Origin of the sequence: Legionella santicrucis (genome assembly GCF_001468135.1) — a bacterium.
GTDB lineage: Bacteria > Pseudomonadota > Gammaproteobacteria > Legionellales > Legionellaceae > Legionella > Legionella santicrucis.
This window is the reverse complement of record NZ_LNYU01000085.1, coordinates 374,140-395,497: the sequence shown is the minus strand read 5'-3', so window position 1 is coordinate 395,497 and position 21,358 is coordinate 374,140. Positions and strand designations below refer to the sequence as shown.

Here is a 21,358-nt window from a genome sequence, read left to right as displayed (position 1 = left end):
ATACTATAGCGCATAATACGTGCGTAAATCATCTAAATAAACAAATACATCAAAAGTGTCTCATCGATATAAATATTGTTGTCAGGATCATGTTATCTAATTCATAAAGAGAAAAAAAAGTTATTACCATCCTCATTCTTTAAACACTGTTATGTAGCATTGTTTGTTCATGAGAATCGGGCTCAGCCATAATTTTACGTATTTGTGGATCTTTATATAAATTAGAGCGGATAGTTGCAAAGGTAGTTGAGGTAGGGTTATTAAATATAGATCTCAATGAGTGAACATGGATATTTTCATCTGGCTCAGGTTCCATTTTAGAAATTCTCTTAATTTCAATGATGCTTTTTACAATATTCATTTCGTTATTATGATCTATTCTTCTAAGAATAGTTCTTAACTCATTAATATAGCGAGAAGAAGTTTTATCTTCATTCTTAAATAATGGATCAGATGATAAATTAAAAACAGCATCTATATTGGCGCGCCGATCCAGAGGGTCAATTTTCATCACATTAAGATGAACTCTTGATAAAGAGGTGTTACATTCAGCGGGCTGACTTAAGCTTTTTATGTATTTTAGACCATCAACAAAAGCCATATGTGTTGCATTATATAACTTTAGTGATTTGTTTAATTTGAGGCAAAGCTCAGAAGAGGATAACTTAAGCTGCTCTCCTTTATTGGGATCAAAAAATGAATACGTATTATCCTGGTTTTTTTTTATTAGCATGGAGTGTCCTTCCATTTTTCCATAAGATTTAGTAAAAACCATAAATTTTATATAACAACCAACCTCAAGTTCATCTAATTTTTTGGTGAATAAGGTGGCATCTAGCTGTTTACTATCCTTACTTACATCCGATGAAGAAAAAAGAGAGTAAGGGTATTGATTTAATAGGTAGGCTTTTATTTTTGCAAGATTGCTGCTGGTATCCAAAATATGGCTGCTTAGCACCCAGTCAGTGTTCAATTGATAGAGTCCTGCCAATAAATGAATGTCATTTAAATTTTGGGGCAAGATTCTATTAAAGTCACCTAAGGATTCACTCTGAGAGGATATCCCCATTAAATCTTCCTTAATAATATAATTACAAATTAACTCACAAAGACCTGAAAATCTTAGTCGAGCATTATTAAGCGCTCGATAATTATTATCTTCTTTCAGTTTTGCAATAAAGTCACCCTGATTATAATATTTTTTTATTGGTGCGGCAGGTGAGGTGGGATTACTCCCTGGTGCTTTTGTATCATAAATGGAAATAATTTTTTGAGTTAAAAAATCTAAAACATGTTTAATGGATTCTACACTTTCTTCATTTAGTGATTCATCCTCATCCGCATTTTTTTCTAGAAAGTCACGTAATTTATTAAATAAATCAATTTTGCTTTCTTCAAGAGATGCGGTATTTATGTAATTTGTTACAGCGGATAATAGTCGTGGCTTAAGTTCATGCAAAAGAGGGATTGCTTTAATATAAACATCTGTAAAATATAATAAATTTTGCTCTGGGCTTGTATTTATGGTTAACTCATCTCCTAATTTGAATTTAATAAGTTCTAGCGAGGCGTTATAAATAGTTTCAAGTTGAGTGGGATTCCATATTTTTTCATCTTTATTATAAAATTCTTGTTGCATTTCTCTTAGCACTCTAAGCATGCCATGAAGATCATTTTGGGATTCTGCATTTTTTAATAAAATAAGATAGGCGTTTTTTATTCGTTGATTTCTTTTTAATAATTTCTCTATTTCTACGACACTGTTATCTGAAATTTTTTCTTTGTCAAAATCAATCGAAGTAATGCTGATATTATGTTGCAAACAGTCACATAGACACTGAGCTGAATCAAAATTGTTTTCGGTTAAATCAAGATGAACCAGTGTATTATTTTGTTGAAGTGCCTCGCTCAAATGCTTTAAACCTTTATTACCTATTTGATTTCTTCGTAAAACTAAAGTCGTTAGGGAGTTATTACTTGGAATGACACCCGCTAAATTCTGAAGAGCCTCGTCGCCCATGTGATTAGCGGTTAAGTTTAAGTATTTAATAGAGAAATTATTTTTAATTATTTCAGTAGCTAGGGGGTATGTGTCAGAGTTAAGCCCATTAGAGGATAAATTCACATAAGTTAAGGAAGGATGACTATTTAAAACTTCAGCTAAAGACTGTAATCTTCCAGGAGCAGAAGTGTCTAATGCACAAGACGATAAATTTAATTGCATTAAATTTTTATTCTTTTGTAAACCATCCGTTAAGTATTCTAAATTATAACTACCCAAATCGTTCTTGCTCAGGTTTAATTTTTTTAAAGACGTACTCTCATTCAAAAGCTGAGATAAACCCGTATAAAATTGTAAAGAACAATCTCTAACGTTAAGTTCTTGGATGGATTCATGTGTGCTTAATATCTCGAATAAATAGTTTGTAATTCCTCCAATATAACAACCTTCTAGATCTAATGTTTTTAGACCTCTATTTTCCTGAAGGGCAAGGGCAATTGTATTTATTCCTACATCATCAATAGCAGTATAACTTAAATCGATTTCTTTTAATGCTGGGTTAGATTTTAAGATGCTCGCAATATAAGGGGCTTCTGCATTTCCAATATAATTATTTCTTAAACTCAAAGTTTTTAAATGTGTATTTTGAGATATAGCAGCTGTTAATAGTTTTATAAATTCACCAGTTACTTTTTTTTGAGGTAATTTTTGGCACCATAAATATTGTATTTGGGAGTTGTTCGCTAACGTTGGTATAACCAATTGCCATACAGAAAAATCCTTTTCCAGATTGGATAAATCAAGAGTGCAGTTCGTCTTTTGCAAACTTTGTGCTATTGGAGCTTCATAAAAATAGTATGAATAATAGCTTTGTATGAGAGAGTCAAAAAGCAATATTTGTGCAGTAAACATGGAGTTCTCAATGTATCAATCTAATATAAAGTATAGAGGAATCTAATTGCTTTTATCGTGGTGAGTGGATTAATAAGCTAGATGCAAGCAAATGGCTCGATACTGTGTTGATGGGGAAAATCTATGGCATGAATCATAACGACTTAGAGTCAAAAATAGATTTTTTTGATTTATTATATTGGCAACGTAGTTGCTGAACATTATTTCAAATATTCACTTGTTATTATATTTCGACTTAAGTTACTATAGCTTTTGCAATGGTATCGGTATGCAATCACTATTCTCGCTCCTTCCCGAGTGGTTGCCAAAGCCAATATCTGCCGAAGGATCCTGATACCTTAGGAGGATCCAATGCAGATACAAAGTACTCATGTTCAAAAAATCCAAAACGAGCTCGAACTCAAAATTGATGACTACCCTGGGGGTATCGCAATTTGGGGAGCCCTACCTGCGCTGATTGATACTAGCCATCAATCATTTGACAGAGGTGTACATGTTCATGCTCGTCGCAGGGATGGCCAGAAGAAAGTAATCGATCAAACCTATGGTGTTGTACATTGCTATTATCAAAACCATTATTTTACTATCACGGAGCTTGATGCTGTGGCATTTACCATGGCCTCTATTTTCAATATTAAATTACTTGCTTTACAGTGTGAGTGGTGCAAGTCTGACATCATCGCCCATGGTTTAAATTCGGTTATCCCAAGTCATCAGCATGGATGCCAAAATTGTGGCCATACCAACTATACAATTGATTATTGTATTGCCAACCCCCTAGTGAAACTGAAATTTTTACTAAACGATCTGGCTATACAAAGAGAAGTGCTCATACCTAATCGGGTTATTAATCTTGATTTACGCTGGTTTGAAGAAGGATTTCAAATCTGGGGCTCTAATCCTGCAATTATTTGGACTTCTCCAAAACCCGAAGAAAGTGCTCTGCATGTCCACGGCTTTGAGCAGGGAAATAAACGTGTCGTTGATAATACTTATGGTGAAGTGATCTTGCATGGCGAATCATTAAATATTCAAATGATTCGTGTCTTACAAATACAAATGAATCTAAAGCTCATTTATTCACAACTGGATACTATTCATTGTCCTCGTTGTAATGAACCTATATTTGACACCGCTCTAAAAGCTGTGATCCCAAGTACTGAAAAGTTTTGTACTCAATGTGAATATAAATTTGCAACTCATAAATGTATAAGCAATCCATACTACTACCTATTGGAGGCATTCAATGAAGCATATTCTTAAAGCTGGTGCGATCATAATGCGAGATAAAAAATTATTAGCAGTGCATAAAGCGGGAAAGCCTTATAATGAACTCATCGTCCCAGGTGGTAAAGTCGAAAATGGGGAGTCCTTTGAGGATTCGCTCAAACGTGAACTAGCTGAAGAATTGTCTATTAACTTAACTCATGCAATACCATTTCAAACCTACCGGGCTAAAGCTATCTATGAGCCATGTTTAGTAACCATGATCACCTATTTTGTGCGTTATGAAGGACAGTGCTTCCCCTCCTCTGAAATTGATCGTTTGGAATGGATTGATAGCACTACAAAACGATTTAAACTCGCTTCAATTTTAGGTATGCAATTATTACCGAGTTTAAAACGATTAGATTTTATAGGATAAACAATATGACAACAGCTTGTCCTTTTGGATACGAATTACAACGATATTGGGATAAACGATTTGACTATTTTTCAAAATTTTCCAGCGGGATCCAAATGGATGCTGAAGCTTTGCACACCGTTGTACCCGAATTGATTGCACGACAACATGCATCATTGATCCCTGGTGACAGGATACTCGATGCTTTTGCAGGTGTGGGTGGTGCCAGTATTGCCTTTGCTTGCGAAGGTAAACAGATTATTGCAGTGGAATACAATCAACAGCGATTAAATATGCTCATTCATAATGCAAAGATTTATGGTGTTGCATCACAAATTACCCCTTTGTGTGCTAGTATATTTGACATTATTGAGTCATTGCAATTCAACAGCGTCTACCTTGATCCGCCTTGGGGTTGGCCTAGTCGAAATAAATCCCATTGCTATGCGCTTAGTGATTTTCCTATCGATATTCGTGCGTTATTATCTCTTTGTCGTTCTGAATGCATACCCGTTTTTTTACGTACACCAAAACACTTTAGTGTACCTACAAATGAAGGGGGATGGCTTTTTCAGCATGTTCATACAGATTGCTTCGATAAACGGGTGATCTCTTTGTTGTTTAAAGTAAACACTATAGTCAGTTAGTTTCTTTTAGGAATTTTCCTATCATTACTTGTGTTTTTAAATGAATTCTGAAAAGAAACAAGCTTGAGAACATAAAAAGGGTAGGTCTTTTCTTTTTCCATTTTACTAAATTGCAGAATAGCGTAGATTACTAAGGCAAAAAGAAAGACCTGATCCCCGTGATTTGTGACTTCGTGGCACACTGAAAATTCAGATATACCTATCTCTCTGCTTTGTGATCAAACTACAAAATAATAACAAGATGTAATTTTAAGATTTAATTTTTTTATTCTGAGCTATCAAGAAAAATGATAATTGATATGATAAATTAGTAAATTGATAAAAGACAACTTGTATGAATGCATTATATGATTCACTCCTTCATACCAGTCAAAACAATTGCTAAAATAATCTGAATTAATATGCACATGAAAATACATTTTCGTGTGCATGATTTTCCCTGCAGGAAATTTAAATAATTAAAACCTTAGCTCCAGGATTAGCTTTTACCCAGTTAGCCACATACTCGATATAGTTATTTTTGCCAACAGCAATGCATCCACGCGTTGAGTATGGTAAGTTGTTTAACCAACTAAATGCACTAGATGATTGAGTGGGCCCATGGATCCCTACATCTCTACCTGTATATCCTGCAGCTGCTTGCTTTGTAGTCGGATAGAGAATTGGAATAAAGACTTTAAATTGATTGGATTTTCTTGGATGAGCTAATCCATATAAACCAATTGGAGTTTTATTATCACCAGCATGTTTTTTACCGATGCCTTTGTATCCGAGAGCTACTTTAAAAGTCTTAATTACAGTGCCGTTTTTACAAATGCTCAAAATTCGCTTTGTGGTGTGTACATTAATTCCGCTTGATAAAGGACAAGTTGTCGTACCAGCGAATAAAACGACAGGAAAAAAAATAGAGATCATTAAATAAATTGCTTTTATTTTCATACGAGTAGATTAATATTGTTAAATTTGGACAATAATTATTCCATAGTATTATATTTATTCATAGAGTTTATAGGCTAAATTTTTCACAACAGTAGTAGCGAGAAAACTTTATTGGAGTTAACTTTTTGATTTTAAACAATACACCGAGAGGGATTTGCGATCAAAAATGAACAATAGTATGACTTATCAGTTCTGGATGAAGTCGCCTTGGCATTTTTTGCTGTTGTACTTAAAAGATTTACTGGCTTTTGTTATCCAAGGATCCCATTGTTTTTTATCTGCCTTGGGATAATAGAGCAAAAAATAAAGGTGTACGTAACATGAGGAAACAAATACTTTTTTTAAATAGACTATTTGATTATGACTCGTACCTGAGATAACAAAAATATTTTTGTGCAAATAAGTGTAGTCTAGTGTAAATCCTTTTTGTTGGAATTGTTTTTTTTCATAATTAAATTCTTCATCAATATTGTATTTGTCTTGATTTGTTTGAGAATCAAGATTAGGAAAAAAAGAACCGTAAACTATTAATTCTGCTTTATTCCCAATAAATTTTTGTCCATCTCCGTTTTCAGATTCGCCCTGAGGAATTAAAAATGAGGGATAATTCACTTGATAATTATAGCGGATATTGGAATAGCTTCCGAACGAAACCTCTTTGGCAAAACTAAAAGAGATTAAAAGAAATAGTAATAAAAGTAAAGAATATTGTTTTTTCATATTACTATTCCTTGTTTAACCTATCCACGAAATGTTCTTTCATTATTTTTACGAAACAATTATAAGTTTAGACTAGATTTTAAACTTTAATTAACTGTGGATAATGATCTAATTCCATACTTTCAATAGGTTATGTTATTTGCAAGGAATATTAACCCATTGAAAATTAATTTGAATTTAAAATAAAAAGCCGTACGGGCGGCTAAAGCGCGCTTATATCTTGACTATCGTCTGTGCTCTTTAACGATTATGTGATCGAATTTAGTTTTTATCACCTCTGAAGCAGATACTTGCTTCCATTAATTGTATTTTTCAGCTTTTTGTAACCTGTTCATTTTTGACAGTTATGTTCAATAATCAGATAGATTAAAATATGCGCATATTGAAATGATGTGAGCCATTTTTTGGTTTTGTTGCACTGGTTTACTTTTAGTGAACCCCTATGCGGTTAGTAAAAAGCTGATTTGGCCACCTCACATAATCCAACCTAAGAGAAAAAAATATGCCACCCTTGCCCATGCTGGATATTCTACAAGAGCTCCAAACCATCCAGGGATTAAAACAAAAATCACTCGTCTTTAGTGACAAAGCCAATGAGCTCATCGAGCGCATTCACCATGATTATGGTGAAGAAGCTGCTTCTTTCATAAAGGCTACATTACAGCAATGGGGATTAGGTGACTTTAGAGCAGAAAATGATAAGGGACTTTCTCATCCTGACTGTTATCAAAAAGTACTTCCTTTATGCCAATTAGCCCTTATTGTGGAACACAATGGAGTGGCTGAAGACCACGCTTTGAAATTAGCTACGATTTTTAAGGATGAAAAAGCGGTATTGAATTATTTGCTCCAATTTAAAGACCAAAATGCCTGCAACTACCTGGTTCATGATGCGTGCTTATTTGAGCTGACTAAAGCCGATACGTGTGCGTTTCCGCAATGGCTAAAATTGGCCAACCTCTATCTTGCCAACCCCCGTTTTCGCGCTCTTTTGCCGCATGCAGAAGCCATTGAAGCCCTGGGAAAAATGGGTAAGAAAGCAACGAAGCAAGAAGACCAAAAGTTCGATGCACAAATAAGAGATAAAATTCAAGAGGTCAAAAAGGAACTGTCTCAGGTATCAAGACAATATAAGACTCTTAAGAAAAAGCCCTTGACCAACCCCGCAGCACGAATGGCGCGCGAGGAACAGCTGAAAGTATGCAGTCAACGCCTATTTGAGCTGCAAACCCAACTCGTCTTTCTTTGCCAAGGACGATTACCTTTGGCAAATATTGACATGATTGTTTTGGAAGCCTTTTATGCCAAGTACCAACAAGAAAGCAGTGCGGCCCAAAGCATCTTAATTCAAAACGGCATCAGCCCCCAAAGTAGGGAACAATTTTATGCACTCAAGCGCGATAATGCAGAGAAGGCGATTCCTGATGTGATTATTGATGGCAAAGACATCGGCTATCATGGGATTTATATTAAAAAACTGGATACGACCACTGATCAAGGAGCAGCACTTGCGGCCTGTCTTGGGAAAATAACGCAGTGCTGCCAGTATCTTGGTGGTGTGGGCAGTGAGTGTGTGGTTCATGGCATCACCTCGCCCAATGGTGGTTTTTATGTTTTATGCCAAGGTGAGGCACAAAATCCCTCCCTGGATGATGCCATTTTGGCCCAAGCTTGGGTCTGGAAAGGGCAACAGGGCGCTTTGTGTTTGGATTCAATTGAGTCTACAGTGAAAAAAGAACAAATCGCGCCGGTGGCGGATATGTTTCGGTTTCTGGGTCACACCTTGTGTCAGGAGCATCACATCCCCCAGGTCAATACCGGCGCACAAAGCGGCATCACGCGTCAAGTGGCCTGCAAAGATTATCCCGCTATTAAAGAGCACTTGCAGAATTATGCAGGGTACTGCGATTCTAAATCGCAACTTCCCCTTGCCGGTGCGAGCATGCCATACCTGTTCTATGGCAAGGTGGCCTCTTCCCAATTGCAAGCCAGGATTGCAGAGGAGACGGAACGCTTTTTTCAAGAATTATTCAGTACCCAAGAAGCACTGCAAAACAATGAGGCATTGCAACAAGTCATTGCTTTTGCTCTCTCTACCAAGAACGATGCGTTACTGCAGTTATTAGGTGAATACGCTGCCAATCACCAAGAAGCCTTTGACGCGCTGCTCGCGACCAATCGGTATTATCTGCAACAATTAGACCAAGGAATCATCGCTTTTGACGCTCTGGAACAAGGTGCCTCTATTAATGCGAGGAACAAAGAGGGGCAAAGCGCCTTGCATCTTGCGACCTTAAAGGCAGATAAGGAGAGTCTCAGCAAACTCATTGCGCGCGGGATTAATGTAAATATCCAAGATAAAGACGGCAATACCGCTTTAATCCATGCCCTGGAAACAGTGCTCTACAAAAATAAAACCGAAGTTGGACGCGACATTGCCAAGCAATTGATTGCAGCGCAGGCACAACTTGATATCAAAGATGATGATGAAAATACACCGCTTATCATCGCCGTTCAAAACCAGGACTTAGCCATGGTGAACTATTTGCTGGAACACAGAGCTTGTCTTGAAACCTTTGATGCCCACATGAAAACTGCCTTATTTTGGGCGGCTGAGAACGGAGATGAGGCCATTTTTGATGTGCTTCTGAAACACGGTGCTAACGTCAATATAGTCAGTTATCCTGAAGAAAATACACCGCTGATGGCTGCATTAATCGATAACCATTTGGGTATCGTACAAAAAATCTTGTCACAAGAAGAGGTGGCAATAACACAAAAAGACAAACATGGCGAGACAGCACTTCATCTGGCTGCTGATAATTTTGAAATCCTAAAGGCCATTCTAGCGTTATTGCCGGAAAATAAACGCTTAGAGACGATAAAGGTTAAAAACGAAAATGGCGAAACAGCACTTCATCTGGCTGCTGAGCATCCTGAAAGCCTAAAGATCATTCTCGAATTATATCCAGAAAATCAGCGCCTAGAGGCGATGATGATTCAAGACGAAGATGACAGATCAGGGCTTCATTATGCTGCTGACAACCATGAAAGCCTAAAGATCATTCTAGAATTATTGCCAGAAAATCAGCGCTTAGAAGCGGTGATGGTTCAAAACAAATATGGCGAGACAGCACTTCATCTTGCTGTTGATAATCCTGAAATCTTAAAGACCATCCTCGCATTATATCCTGAAAGTCAACGTCTAGAGGCGGTGATGGTTCAAAACAAAGATGGCAATACAGTACTTCATCTGGCTGCTAAGAATCCCGAAAGCCTAAAGACTATTCTCGCATTATATCCAAAAAATCAACGTCTACAGGCGGTGATGACTCAAAACAAAGATGGCAATACAGTACTTCACTATGCTGCTGATAATCCTGAAATCCTAAAGACCATACTAGAATTATATCCAGAAAATCAACGACTAGAGGCGGTGAGGATTAAAAACGAATTTGGCAAAGCAGTGCTTCACGATGCTGCTAACAATCCTGAAAGCCTAAAGGCCATTCTCGCGTTATTGCCAGAAAATCAACGTCTACAGGCGGTAATGATTCAAGACGAATTTGGCAGAGCAGTACTTCACGATGCTGCTAACAATCCTGAAAGCCTAAAGGCCATTCTCGCGTTATTGCCGGAAAATCAACATCTAGAGGTGGTGAGGATTCAAGACGTATATGGCAGAGCAGTACTTTACTATGCTGCTAACAATCCTGAAAGCCTAAAGACTATTCTCGAATTATATCCAGAAAATCAACGCCTAGAGGCGGTGAGGACTCAAGACGAATACGGCAATACAGCACTTCATCTGGCTGCTGATAATCCTGAATGTTTAAAGACCATTCAAGCGTTATTGCCTGCAGAAATTGACCATAGTAATGAAAAGAAGCATATTTTAATATCCCAAAACAGCAACTCATTTTTCGCGACTGCTAAAGACAATAAGAGTGATAGAGATTTGCTGTATCACTCTAAAGAGAGTATTACTAAAAAATAATAAATGAACTGTAGGCAAGGCTTTGTTCCGTTACAACAGGGACAATTCCTTAAATAAACTGGCCATTTTTCAAACCAACCACAAGATTTTCACGAGCAAAACACTTACCTAACTATATGTAGACTTTACTGTAAAAGAAATTATAGGATGTTCACCTTCGCCACTTGTAATGACGACATTAGCATTGTTTCTCTTTATTTTGGATAAACCAGAAGACTATCCGCTGCTCCATGCAATTTCTGACCAAAATTGCTCAACTACACTACTTCATAACGTAAAGTCCCTATGAAAATAGGTTTTTCAGTATGCATCATTATTCTATCTGGTTCTCTTGTTTGACTGATTATTCAAATTTTATTATTCATTACAAGCCCAAAATACTCGGAATTTTTCAAAAAATATGCTTTATTGTGTACTATAATTATCGCAACGCACTATTTAAGGACAAAATAATGCGATTTCTAAATACATCCATTAGCTTAATTTTTCTAATATTTTTATCTTGTGTTGAAGCAAAAGAATCATCAACTTATAGCCAATCTATAGGGATTACTCATAATCTTTCGAAATCAGATTTGTCTGTATATATTGATCAAAACAAGATATTGAAAAATATTTCCAAGTTACAGAAAAAGGGAATAGTAGATAGAAATCTCACAAATACCGAAATAAGCTTCTATGAAACACAACTAGCGGCTATGTCTTCAATACCTTATGTAACTCAAGTAATTAAAAATCTCTATCATTCAAATGATAAAAAAAACCAAATACATGTTATCTCATATTTGCTTACTACAGATTTATACGGCAATAAAATTAAATTATTTTGTTATTCATTTAATTTTAATCGTCAACTGTATCAAAAAATAAATTGGAAGAATTTTCAGGCGAACAATATTGTAAAAATTGCTCCTGATTTTACAGTTTCTGAGCAGTGCAAAGTTCTAGAAGAAACAATCTCCCCTTAAGTATTTAACAATTCATTTGCTAAAAAGCAAACGCACGTTGAGATTAGACATTAGTGTCTTCTAAACTGTATTCATCTATAGCTAACAATATTTTTTCCTCAAGTGCCTTAGCTTTTTCTAAAGGTTTATTTACTCCATTGATAATAATTGAAAAAATATATGTTTTCTCATTTGGATTTACCATAAAACCTGATAAAGAAGAAATATCATGCATTGATCCAGTTTTTGCATATACTTTTTTATCCAATATCGTTTTTTTCATTCTTTCTTTTAAAGTTCCTGAAACACCAGCCTGAGGTAATGCATTTAAAAGAATAGATTGAATGTCTTTGTCATAATAAAGATCAGAAAGTAATATGACCATTTGCTCTGCTGTGACCAAATTATAGCGAGTTCCTTCACCATCAACGAGCTCTATCTGAGACATATCAAGATGTGTATGTTCGGAAAGTACTTTTTTTATTGCATAAGCACCTTCTTTATGCGTCCCTTTCCCAGTTAATGAGTATCCTAATTTTTTAGTAAGGCTATTTGCGTAAAGGTTATCTGATTGTTGCAACATATGAGTAATTAACTTATCTAAAGTTTTTGAATAAAAACTTATAACCGTTTGGGCATCAACAGGAGAAACTCCAGTAATTATTTCTCCCTTCAATAAAATACCGTTTTTATCCAGTACTTTTTTAATGTTTTGTTTGACTAACAATACGGGATCAGGAATTGCAAGCTCAATAAGCTTGGGATTTTTTCCTTGAACCATGCAACCAAATAAACGAATTGTATTGTCAGGTTTAATTTCAAGATTCAAACTACAATGCCCTTTCTCTTCTTCCTTGCTCACTGTAGTCACTTGATTAATGAGCCTTAAGGCTTTTGGCATTGATTTAGCTTTAATTTGTGCTGGTTTTCCTAATTCCTTTGCGCTAATTAGCTCAAATGATGCTTTATTTTCATTTAATATTACTGCTGTATCGGGAGCAGCATAATACCATCCAAGATCATCATATGAAGTACCGCTTGGATAGTTTGGCGCTTGGTATTGAGAGCCATCAATAATTATATTTCCGCTAACGGTACTTACATGGTTCTTTTTAAAACTTAATAATAATTCCGATAAATTCTCTTGAGTAAAAGAAGGTGAACCAGTGAATGTAATGTAATAATTTTGATTTTTCTGAAACAGTGTTGTTGCAAAACGAAAATCAGGCTTTAATTGGTAAAGTGCTGCAGCAGCTGTAAACAGCTTCATACTGCTGGCTGGAGATAACAATTTATCTGCATTTCTTCTGTATATAACTTTACCCGTCTGTGCATCTTTAACAAGTACACCAATAGTTGCATGAGGCAATTGTTGTTTAATAATTTCATCTATTTTTTCTGCGAGAGTTTGTGAGTTTGCAACTTGGTTAAAGAAAAAAGCTGCTAAAAACCATAAACAGTTAGAATAGCGCACTCCATTCATCCTAATAAAATACATAAGCATAGCTTTACCGATTCAAGACTGAAGTGCAAGCCCTCTATGTAAAGTTTTTGCTACACGATTTATCATTACATTGATTGATGAGTCTAAGTCTTTGTTCCAAATGGGGAATCCAAGTAACTATTCTGAAATGAACACAAATGGATGTTGCTTTTTATCAAGCCAATAAAGAAGTTTTAATAAATTGTACTCTTCCATTGCATAAAATAACTTATACCAGCATCTTATCTTTCAAAACGCACACTGGCTCCTCAGATATGGAAGGCACATGTTCATGATTTGCAGGAATTAATAATCTTTGTGATGAATAAAGAATAAAAATACTTAAGGGAAAAAGACAAAATAAATCAAAAGGAAACTTTAAAATTCCTATACCCCCGAAAACACCTAAGTAGGACACGACAAAGATAGTCACCATATAAAATAAAAACCAATATAAGGCGGAACTATTATCCAAAGAATTTTGGCGATGATAAACACAATAAATAAGAATACCAATAAACAAGGCAATATCAAGTTTCCATATGATCGAAAATCCACACCAATACAGCATCAAATTACAAAAATAAAAAGCTAGATGTGAGCAAATCAATGCACCTGATAATCTAAATGGTCGAGGGGTTTGCGGTTGTAATTTACGCATTGCTAAAAGACATATAGGCCCTATGCTGTAAGATAAGATACTCGCTGAAGACAGAAAAGCAACGAGTTTTTGCCAACCAGGAAATGGCAGGAAAGAAAACATACCTACCAGTAAATTTGCGTAAAGAGTAACATAAGGTATCTTATGACGGTTTACCTTTAAAAATATTTTAGGTAAATGCTCGTTTAATGCCATTCCATATAAAATCCTGGAAGTTGCTGCAGTATAAACCAAAGTAGTACCAAAAGGCGAAAAAGCAGCATCGATCATTAATAAAGTTGCAACAATACCAAGCCCTAATAGCAATGTTAAACCAACTAATGGTCCGCTATCTCCTGGATAACTAAGGGCGTGCCAACCATGAGTTAAATATTTCTGGGGAACCGCGACTATAAAACTAAGTTCCAACATAAAATACAGAACAAAGCCAATTAAGACCGCTCCTAAAATAGCGATAGGAATGTTACGCTGAGGATTTTTCACTTCTCCTGCCAAGATTAATCCATTTTGAAATCCAGTAAAAGCAAATGCAATTCCACCAGCAGACAGTGCAGTAAAGATATTCACCCAACTTTCCTTTTCCGATAAATTGATTGCTACATTACTGAATGAGGGAGAAACATGGAGCAATGAAACAATAGCAATGGTGGGTAAAATAAATTTAATAATACTTGCATATTTATTACATTCAGCAAGAAATTTAATACCATATGAATTTAACATAACTACAAAAAGCATGATTGCTATAGCAGCCATATAACCATAGCCTGAAAGCTTAAATGTTGATGGATCATTAGCAATTAGTATGGGAAAAAAATGACTTGAATACTGTAAAATCGCCTGTATTTCTATTGGGGTCATAACAACATAAGAAAGCCATGATGTCCATGCGAATAAAAAACCAACCTCTTTTCCATGAGTAAAAGTTGGATAGTTAGACATACCTCCCGAAATTGGGAACATGGTTCCAAGTTCGCATAGAGGTAATGCAATAAAAAGCATAAAGATAGTGGCAATGATCCAGGAAATTAATGCATTACTACCTGCCATTTGTGCACTAATAAACGGGCTAAATAACCATCCGGATCCAATCATTCCTCCGGCAGAAGCAATAAGAATATTAGTTGCTGAAATATCACGTTTGAGCATAATGGCATCCTTTTATTGCAAAAACATTAAAGTACGATGACTATTTCTTTTACTTAATGGTAGTGCGATAACGCTAAAGCCTAGAAAATTTAGCAGAAAATCCCAGATTCTACTTTACTACACCCAGGCTATAAAGGCTTAAGTTTTGGCATAAGAGTATGCTTTTCAGCATCAACTTAATTAAATTTTCATTTATCAAACAAGTAGCCTGATTGCTTGCAACCAGTAGGACTATGCATCGTAAGCGCTAATAACTCTCACTGATACCTAGTTTTAAGTTTGCACTGCTACAGTGTAACACAGAAATTTATTGTGTATACATAGATGAGAAATACCTAAGCCAAGCAGTAAATTTCATTTTGAATAAACGACTTCTATTTTATTTTTCAGCGATATTTATGCTCTATTAACTCAATTTCTTCAATGATATTTCCATTATTGTCATTTAACGGGGTATTAAACCAAGCATCCAAGATTTCCTTTGCTAAATCTTGAGTTAACAAACGATTTGATAATGCTAAGACATTTGCCCTATTCCAAATTCTTGCTCCTCGTGTTGTTTGAGCATCTGTACATAAAGCAGCTCTTATTCCTGGAATTTTATTCGCAACGATAGAAATACCTGTGCCCGTCCAACAAAAGAAAATTCCTTCATCACATACTCCACTTTTAACCGCCTCAGCAGCAACTCGAGCAGTTTGAACCCATGATTCTGTGTTCCGGGATTTAAGAGCACCAAATAAAATCACTTGATGGCCTAAATGCTCCAGTTCTTGAACTACAAAATCATTTACAGGATAAAGCTCATCGCTGCATACTGCGATTCTCATTGAAATCAACCTCATTTATTTGGATAATTCATCCTACACCCCTGAAAAAAACGTTCTGAACTTATGACTTTTTCCGTTGCATAATTTGCGAAAAAAACTCTGGCTTATTCAGGCCTATAGACGCAAAAATTTGTGGCACTCTATCCCATGCCCCCTCTTGCTCAATACTTGCAACAACTAACTCAAATCCTGTCTTTTTATCGGTTTCTAATCCCCAACCATTAATAAAACAAAGCCCTCGTAACCGCTTGGCAACAACATGCCCGAGTGCAATTGCAGCCGACAGATAAGCATGGGCCTCCTCGAAAAGCTGATTGCATTTTTTCAGATTCGATTCACTCTTAAAAACCCCTTCATTTTCCAAATTTTGTCTGAATTTTGCTTCTTCAAGAATCATTTGGCCTAATTGGTAGTTAGCCTCTGGATCATCAAGCGCAGCAGCTGCTCTGTAACACTCCATATACATTACCTGCGCAAAGGGAAATTTTTTTTTGCCAATCAACTTATGATAGATAGATGCTAATTCATAATAATATGAAATTTCTTTTTTAAGTACTTCATCACCAGGTTGATTATTCACCCGGCTAGCCTGCATTGCTTTTATTTTCTTAACAATTCGTTTGATTTGCCAACGTTTTAAATAAGCCATAATGAGTCCTACCATATTCTATTAAGATTGAATAAGATATTGAAATAAGAAAATAAGAAAAATAAAAAGAATCATTAGACCTAGAATTTTTAATGAAAAAACTGCTGATTCTTGCCTTGCTCTTCTTTTTTCTTGGTTATAAAGATTGACTTGCTTCTCCTCGCTTCCCTGCTCTGTTTTGTATATTCGATTATCAATGTAATTTGATACTACATATGAAATAAGACCTGTAACAATACTCGGGATAAAAAAGATGAACCAAACAATTACTTTACTAGCCTCAATACTGTAATCATATTCCTCTTCAAATAAATTCAAAAGCGCTAAAATGAAATATGGAACATTATAATTTAGACCCCAAATGAAAAACGGTAAAATGTATAAACTAAAAACAAATAACCCCAGGCTAAGCAATAAGCAAACCATCCCTAAGATATAAAGCTTGTGATTATGACTAAATCGATCCTGTTCCATATTTACCTTAAAAACATTTACTCTCCATTAAGTTTAAGATAGCAGATAGATGCAAATAAGTACACTTACTGGTTATATTAACTAATTCATTTTAAAATGGATTATATTCATTTACTTTTAATTAAAGGCATCACATGAAACGTTATGTTTTTATGATCTCAGATGGTACAGGAATCACCGCTGAAACCTTAGGCCATAGCCTAATCACCCAATTCGAAAATATAAAATTCGAACGACTGACTATTCCTTATGTTGACTCCTTAAAAAAAGCGGAACAAGTTGTTCATCAGATTGATAAGGCCTGTAATGAACAAGGAGTTAAACCATTAGTATTTATGACTTTGATTGATCCTGAAATAAGGACTTACTTAAAAAAAGCGAATGCTTGTGTATTTGATTTATTCAGTACTTTTATTGGGCCTATGGAAGAAGAGCTTCATGAAAAATCTTCTTATACTGTTGGAAGAACTCATGGAGTAGTAAACAACAAACTCTATTTACATCGACTTGAAGCAATTGATTTTGCATTGTCTCATGATGATGGCATTAAACCTCGTGGATATGATAAAGCAGATATCATTCTGATCGGGGTTTCACGTTGTGGAAAAACACCCAGCTGTTTATATATGGCCTTGCAATATGGAGTTTTGGCTGCAAATTATCCATTCACTGAAGAAGAAATGATTGGTTTTAAGTTGCCTGAAATACTACGACCCTATAAAAATAAACTTTTTGGATTAACCATTGATCCACAACGTTTACAACAAATCAGAGCTGAACGCAGACCAAATAGCAAATATGCTTCTCCAGAACAATGTCGACTGGAAGTAAGTGAGGTTGAAGCAATGTACCAAAAAGAAAAAATTCCATATATTAATTCGACCAAATATTCAATTGAGGAAATATCTACCAAAATCCTTGCGGCCTCAGGAATACAACGTAAAATTTAATTTTGATATACTAATGTACCGTTAAAACCGAGATTATTGTCCTGTACTAGGAAAATCTGCATTGCAATCGTATCGACTGTCATTGCCTAAAAAAGTTTTACAACTTTGATTAATAGTATATTTTACGGTAGTCGCATCGGGTACGGCTGTATTTTTCTTGGAATACATTTGCCAAATGATTACTCCATCGCTTTCTTTTTGTTGTTGAAGAATTTGATCGACTAATTGATTTGTAAGTTGTAATTGACCATTAATATTTTTGGGGTAGGCAGGTTGATTCACTTCAAAACCAAATTGAATTTTGGATTTAATATTATATTTAGCAGGCAGAAAAGTAACTTTGCCAATATTATCGATTGTTAAAATAGGCTTGCTAATATCCGCTGATTTAAGCCAGTTCATATAGTCTTTCATATAAGCACTGACCTGCCCTGGTAAATCTAAAGGTCCGTTTGCATATGGAGCGCATAAAGCTTGATTATCACCACAAAGATCATAGGTCATTAATCCTAAACTATCAAAACGAGAAACTATCGCTTCATCATAGTTAGCCAAGTTATACCATAAACCTTTTAAATTACCTTTCCACCACAGCCCCCCTTTTGTGTAAATATCAGGTAATTTATCATTAGAGACAAAACCAGTAATAGGACGAGCCCCAACAGGTGGCGCTGCTGTAGCAAATTTAAGATATTTTGCACCGGGATCATCAATAATCGCATGTAAAATAGCATTTACCTTTTCCACGGTTTTGGGCATAACAAAAGAAGAACCTGATCCAGTAGCGTATTTCATTAAATTATTATAAGTCGGTCCCCCTCCTTTTCTAATACTTTGCGCAATATCGGTTGACCATTCACCACTTGCACTCGGACTCCAATTAATTGCAAACTTATCAGCATGCCAAAATTCCTCGTAGTCAAAGTCAATCCCATCTACACCTAGATCATTAGCTAGTTTAATTAAATTAGCATAGGAAGTTTTTGCTATAGAGACCTGAGTTGGATCTGTTGGATCAGGAAACCAATCATAATAATTATTTTTATCAGGTGAAGGTGGAGGGCCACATACATCTTTGTCTACATCAAAATTGCAACTGTAATTCCAACCTCCTACTGACAGAAAAGTTTGAATATGTTTCTCTTTAGATAATGTAATCGCTGCTTTTAATGCCTGAAAAGCTTGGGCTCCTTTTCCATCATGATCTGTGTAATAACCTAATATGCCAGTGGTCGCAAGGTTCTCGGATTGATAGTCAATCAGTGTTGGTCTAACAAACGAAAAAAGAACACGATTAAAATTAGGTTTTTGAATTTTAGCTAAATCATTCACATATTTCTGCAATTGTTCTGGTGTATCAATAAGTAAATAAACAGAAACAATTTTCTCTTCTTGCATAGAATCAATATTCATTAATTCTGTAGTGGTTGGCATAGAAAATAATAGAGGAGAATAAATAAAGATCAATGCAGCATATAATACAGAACAAGAGAAAACTCTTTTTAAGTTCATGATTTATTTGATCCATAAATTAACCTTTATGGTTAAATTATAACCATATATTAGGGATAAGCAAATCAGAGAAATGACAATAAGACAGACAAGGGTGCGTGAAAAAAGTTTTTTAATTTCAATAAAATTTAAAATAATTTTATGTGCAACAAACAGTACGCCCACTTACGTGAGCGTGTATAGATTCGCATGCGTGCCTGAAATAAACTTTCTAGCCATTTTCAAAACACTGGCCATTCTTCGGTGTACACACAAGTGATGAAGATACCATTCACATCCTTTTGATCCTAAATTCCATGCTATGAAATAGGAGTATTATGCAACACTCCATAATTTCATAAAATCATCAACTTTCATCGCAGCAAGTGTATTTGTATCATTCATGATCTGAGTAATTTTTTCTACGCGCTCCGCAGAAAATTGGGTACTTAAATTCTTTTTAAATTTGGATAGTAAAACAGGAATACCCTCTTCGCGTCGACGTTTATGCCCAATCGGATAATCAACAGTGATCAAATCACTTTCACTACCATCTTTAAAAATCAATTTGATACTATTAGCAATTGAACGTTTTTCTGGATCAAGGTACTCACGAGAAAAAAGTTCATTTTCAGTAACATGCATTTTAGCACGCAAAACATCAATTCGAGGATCAGCAGCCACATTGTCTTCATAATGTTCCGCTTTTAAATCCCCAAATAATAAGCCTATAGCCACCATATACTGCAGGCAATGATCTCGATCCGCAGGATTGTGCAAAGCACCCTGCTTACTAATAATGCGAATCGCAGATTCATGAGTCACTAGATCAATTCTAGCTATATCATCAAATCGATGTTTTACAATTGGATGTAACTTCACAGCACATTCTACTGCGGTCTGTGCATGAAACTCAGCAGGATAGGAAAGCTTAAATAAAACATTTTCCATCACGTAGCTGTCATAAGGACGTTGAAACTTAAACGGTTTTTTGCCGAATAATACATCATAAAATCCCCATGTTGGTACAGTTAAAGCGCTTGGATAACCCATTTCTCCTGCTTTAGCAATTAAAGCTAACCGTACTGCTCTCGAGGTTGCATCTCCTGCAGCCCATGATTTTCGTGACCCCGCATTAGGTGCATGCCTATAAGTTCGTAGACTTTGACCATCAACAAAAACTTGGGATAAAGTTCTTAGCATCATATCTCTGTCTGCACCCAAGAGTTGAGCTGCAACAGCTGCGCTAGCAATTTTTACTAAAAATACATGGTCCAAACCAACGCGATTAAAACTATTTTCAAGAGCCAAACAACCTTGAATTTCATGGGCTTTAATCATGGCAGTCAGTACATCTTGCATTAATATTGGTGCTTTACCTTTAGAACAATTTTCTCTGCACATATAATCAGCAACTGCAAGTATGGCACCTAAATTATCAGAAGGATGACCCCATTCAGCAGCAAGCCATGTATCATTGAAATCAAGCCAACGAATCATCGTACCAATGTTAAAAGCCGCTTGAACTGGATCTAACTCATAAGACGTACCAGGAACACGTGCTCCACCAGGGAGTGTAGCTCCAGGCACAACTGGCCCTAACAACTTCGTACATTCAGAAAAATTTAAAGCAAGAATACCGCATCCAAGAGTATCCATCAAACATAATCGCGCTGTTTCATAAGCCAAAATACTGTCAATTTGTTTGTTTAATACGTAATCTGCAATATCTATCATCACCTGATCATAATCAGGCTTAATATTGTCTTCGACATAACCGTGCATATTATCCTCTTATATATCACTATTTTCAGTTGAGTACTTAATTCCGTGATTTGGGAGCAACATAACTAAGCTTTAAGCGCCGATTGCCCGGGAATCAC

Annotated in this window: 16 protein-coding genes; 6 read left to right on the top strand and 10 right to left on the bottom strand. The window is 35.7% G+C overall.

The genetic code is table 11. The features are described 5' to 3' along the window. Nucleotides 1–139: 139 nt before the first annotated feature. A complete protein-coding gene (locus Lsan_RS17135) occupies nt 140–2,914 on the bottom strand; it encodes a leucine-rich repeat domain-containing protein (RefSeq protein ID WP_058515334.1) in 2,775 nt (924 codons plus the stop codon). Nucleotides 2,915–3,265: 351 nt separating this feature from the next. On the opposite strand from Lsan_RS17135, the gene Lsan_RS17130 reads away from it, so the two are divergent. Genes Lsan_RS17130 through Lsan_RS17120 form a run of 3 tightly spaced genes read left to right on the top strand, consistent with a single transcriptional unit; the run spans nt 3,266 to nt 5,185 of the window. Continuing rightward, complete coding sequence (locus Lsan_RS17130; protein ID WP_058515333.1) at nt 3,266–4,177, top strand: hypothetical protein; 912 nt, start codon at nt 3,266–3,268, stop codon at nt 4,175–4,177. Next, nucleotides 4,161–4,559 (top strand): NUDIX hydrolase, encoded by a 399-nt coding sequence (locus Lsan_RS17125; RefSeq protein WP_058515332.1) that lies wholly within the window; start codon nt 4,161–4,163, stop codon nt 4,557–4,559. The genes Lsan_RS17130 and Lsan_RS17125 overlap by 17 nt, the downstream gene beginning before the upstream one ends. Nucleotides 4,560–4,564: 5 nt before the next feature. Then, nucleotides 4,565–5,185: an RsmD family RNA methyltransferase gene (locus Lsan_RS17120; protein ID WP_058515331.1), complete on the top strand. Its 621-nt coding sequence runs from the start codon at nt 4,565–4,567 to the stop codon at nt 5,183–5,185. Between the two features lie 450 nt (nt 5,186–5,635). Here Lsan_RS17120 and Lsan_RS17115 read toward each other — a convergent pair whose 3' ends face one another. Together Lsan_RS17115 and Lsan_RS17110 are read right to left on the bottom strand one after the other, a co-directional pair. Continuing rightward, a complete protein-coding gene (locus Lsan_RS17115) occupies nt 5,636–6,124 on the bottom strand; it encodes a L,D-transpeptidase family protein (protein WP_058515330.1) in 489 nt (162 codons plus the stop codon). Nucleotides 6,125–6,310: 186 nt separating this feature from the next. Beyond that, on the bottom strand, nt 6,311–6,844 hold the full coding sequence (locus tag Lsan_RS17110) for a hypothetical protein (protein ID WP_058515329.1): 534 nt from the start codon (nt 6,842–6,844) through the stop codon (nt 6,311–6,313). 502 nt (nt 6,845–7,346) lie between these two features. On the opposite strand from Lsan_RS17110, the gene Lsan_RS17105 reads away from it, so the two are divergent. After that, nucleotides 7,347–10,841: an ankyrin repeat domain-containing protein gene (locus Lsan_RS17105; protein ID WP_058515328.1), complete on the top strand. Its 3,495-nt coding sequence runs from the start codon at nt 7,347–7,349 to the stop codon at nt 10,839–10,841. A gap of 452 nt (nt 10,842–11,293) precedes the next feature. Next, nucleotides 11,294–11,809: a hypothetical protein gene (locus Lsan_RS17100; RefSeq protein ID WP_058515327.1), complete on the top strand. Its 516-nt coding sequence runs from the start codon at nt 11,294–11,296 to the stop codon at nt 11,807–11,809. Nucleotides 11,810–11,852: 43 nt separating this feature from the next. On the opposite strand, the gene dacB is transcribed toward Lsan_RS17100, so the two are convergent. From dacB to Lsan_RS17075, 5 genes are all read right to left on the bottom strand, one after another. Then, nucleotides 11,853–13,271 (bottom strand): D-alanyl-D-alanine carboxypeptidase/D-alanyl-D-alanine endopeptidase, encoded by a 1,419-nt coding sequence (dacB, locus tag Lsan_RS17095; protein WP_237762184.1) that lies wholly within the window; start codon nt 13,269–13,271, stop codon nt 11,853–11,855. Between the two features lie 229 nt (nt 13,272–13,500). Beyond that, nucleotides 13,501–15,081, bottom strand: a complete 1,581-nt coding sequence (locus Lsan_RS17090) for an APC family permease (protein WP_058515325.1) — start codon at nt 15,079–15,081, stop codon at nt 13,501–13,503. Nucleotides 15,082–15,467: 386 nt separating this feature from the next. Then, entirely contained in the window at nt 15,468–15,911 is a 444-nt protein-coding gene (locus Lsan_RS17085) for an RpiB/LacA/LacB family sugar-phosphate isomerase (protein ID WP_058515324.1), read from the bottom strand. 61 nt (nt 15,912–15,972) lie between these two features. Then, the gene (locus Lsan_RS17080) at nt 15,973–16,560 is read right to left on the bottom strand and encodes an SEL1-like repeat protein (RefSeq protein WP_058515323.1); all 588 of its coding nucleotides are present in this window, start codon (nt 16,558–16,560) and stop codon (nt 15,973–15,975) included. Between the two features lie 21 nt (nt 16,561–16,581). After that, nucleotides 16,582–17,034 (bottom strand): hypothetical protein, encoded by a 453-nt coding sequence (locus Lsan_RS17075; RefSeq protein WP_058515322.1) that lies wholly within the window; start codon nt 17,032–17,034, stop codon nt 16,582–16,584. Nucleotides 17,035–17,168: 134 nt separating this feature from the next. On the opposite strand from Lsan_RS17075, the gene ppsR reads away from it, so the two are divergent. Continuing rightward, nucleotides 17,169–17,984, top strand: a complete 816-nt coding sequence (ppsR, locus tag Lsan_RS17070) for a posphoenolpyruvate synthetase regulatory kinase/phosphorylase PpsR (RefSeq protein ID WP_058515321.1) — start codon at nt 17,169–17,171, stop codon at nt 17,982–17,984. Nucleotides 17,985–18,017: 33 nt separating this feature from the next. Here the strand turns inward: ppsR and Lsan_RS17065 are convergent, their stop codons facing one another. Then, a complete protein-coding gene (locus tag Lsan_RS17065; RefSeq protein WP_058515320.1) occupies nt 18,018–19,496 on the bottom strand; it encodes a glycoside hydrolase family 18 protein in 1,479 nt (492 codons plus the stop codon). A gap of 315 nt (nt 19,497–19,811) precedes the next feature. Continuing rightward, nucleotides 19,812–21,260, bottom strand: coding sequence for a bifunctional 2-methylcitrate dehydratase/aconitate hydratase (locus Lsan_RS17060; RefSeq protein ID WP_058515319.1), 1,449 nt, complete (start codon nt 21,258–21,260; stop codon nt 19,812–19,814). Nucleotides 21,261–21,358: the final 98 nt, after the last annotated feature.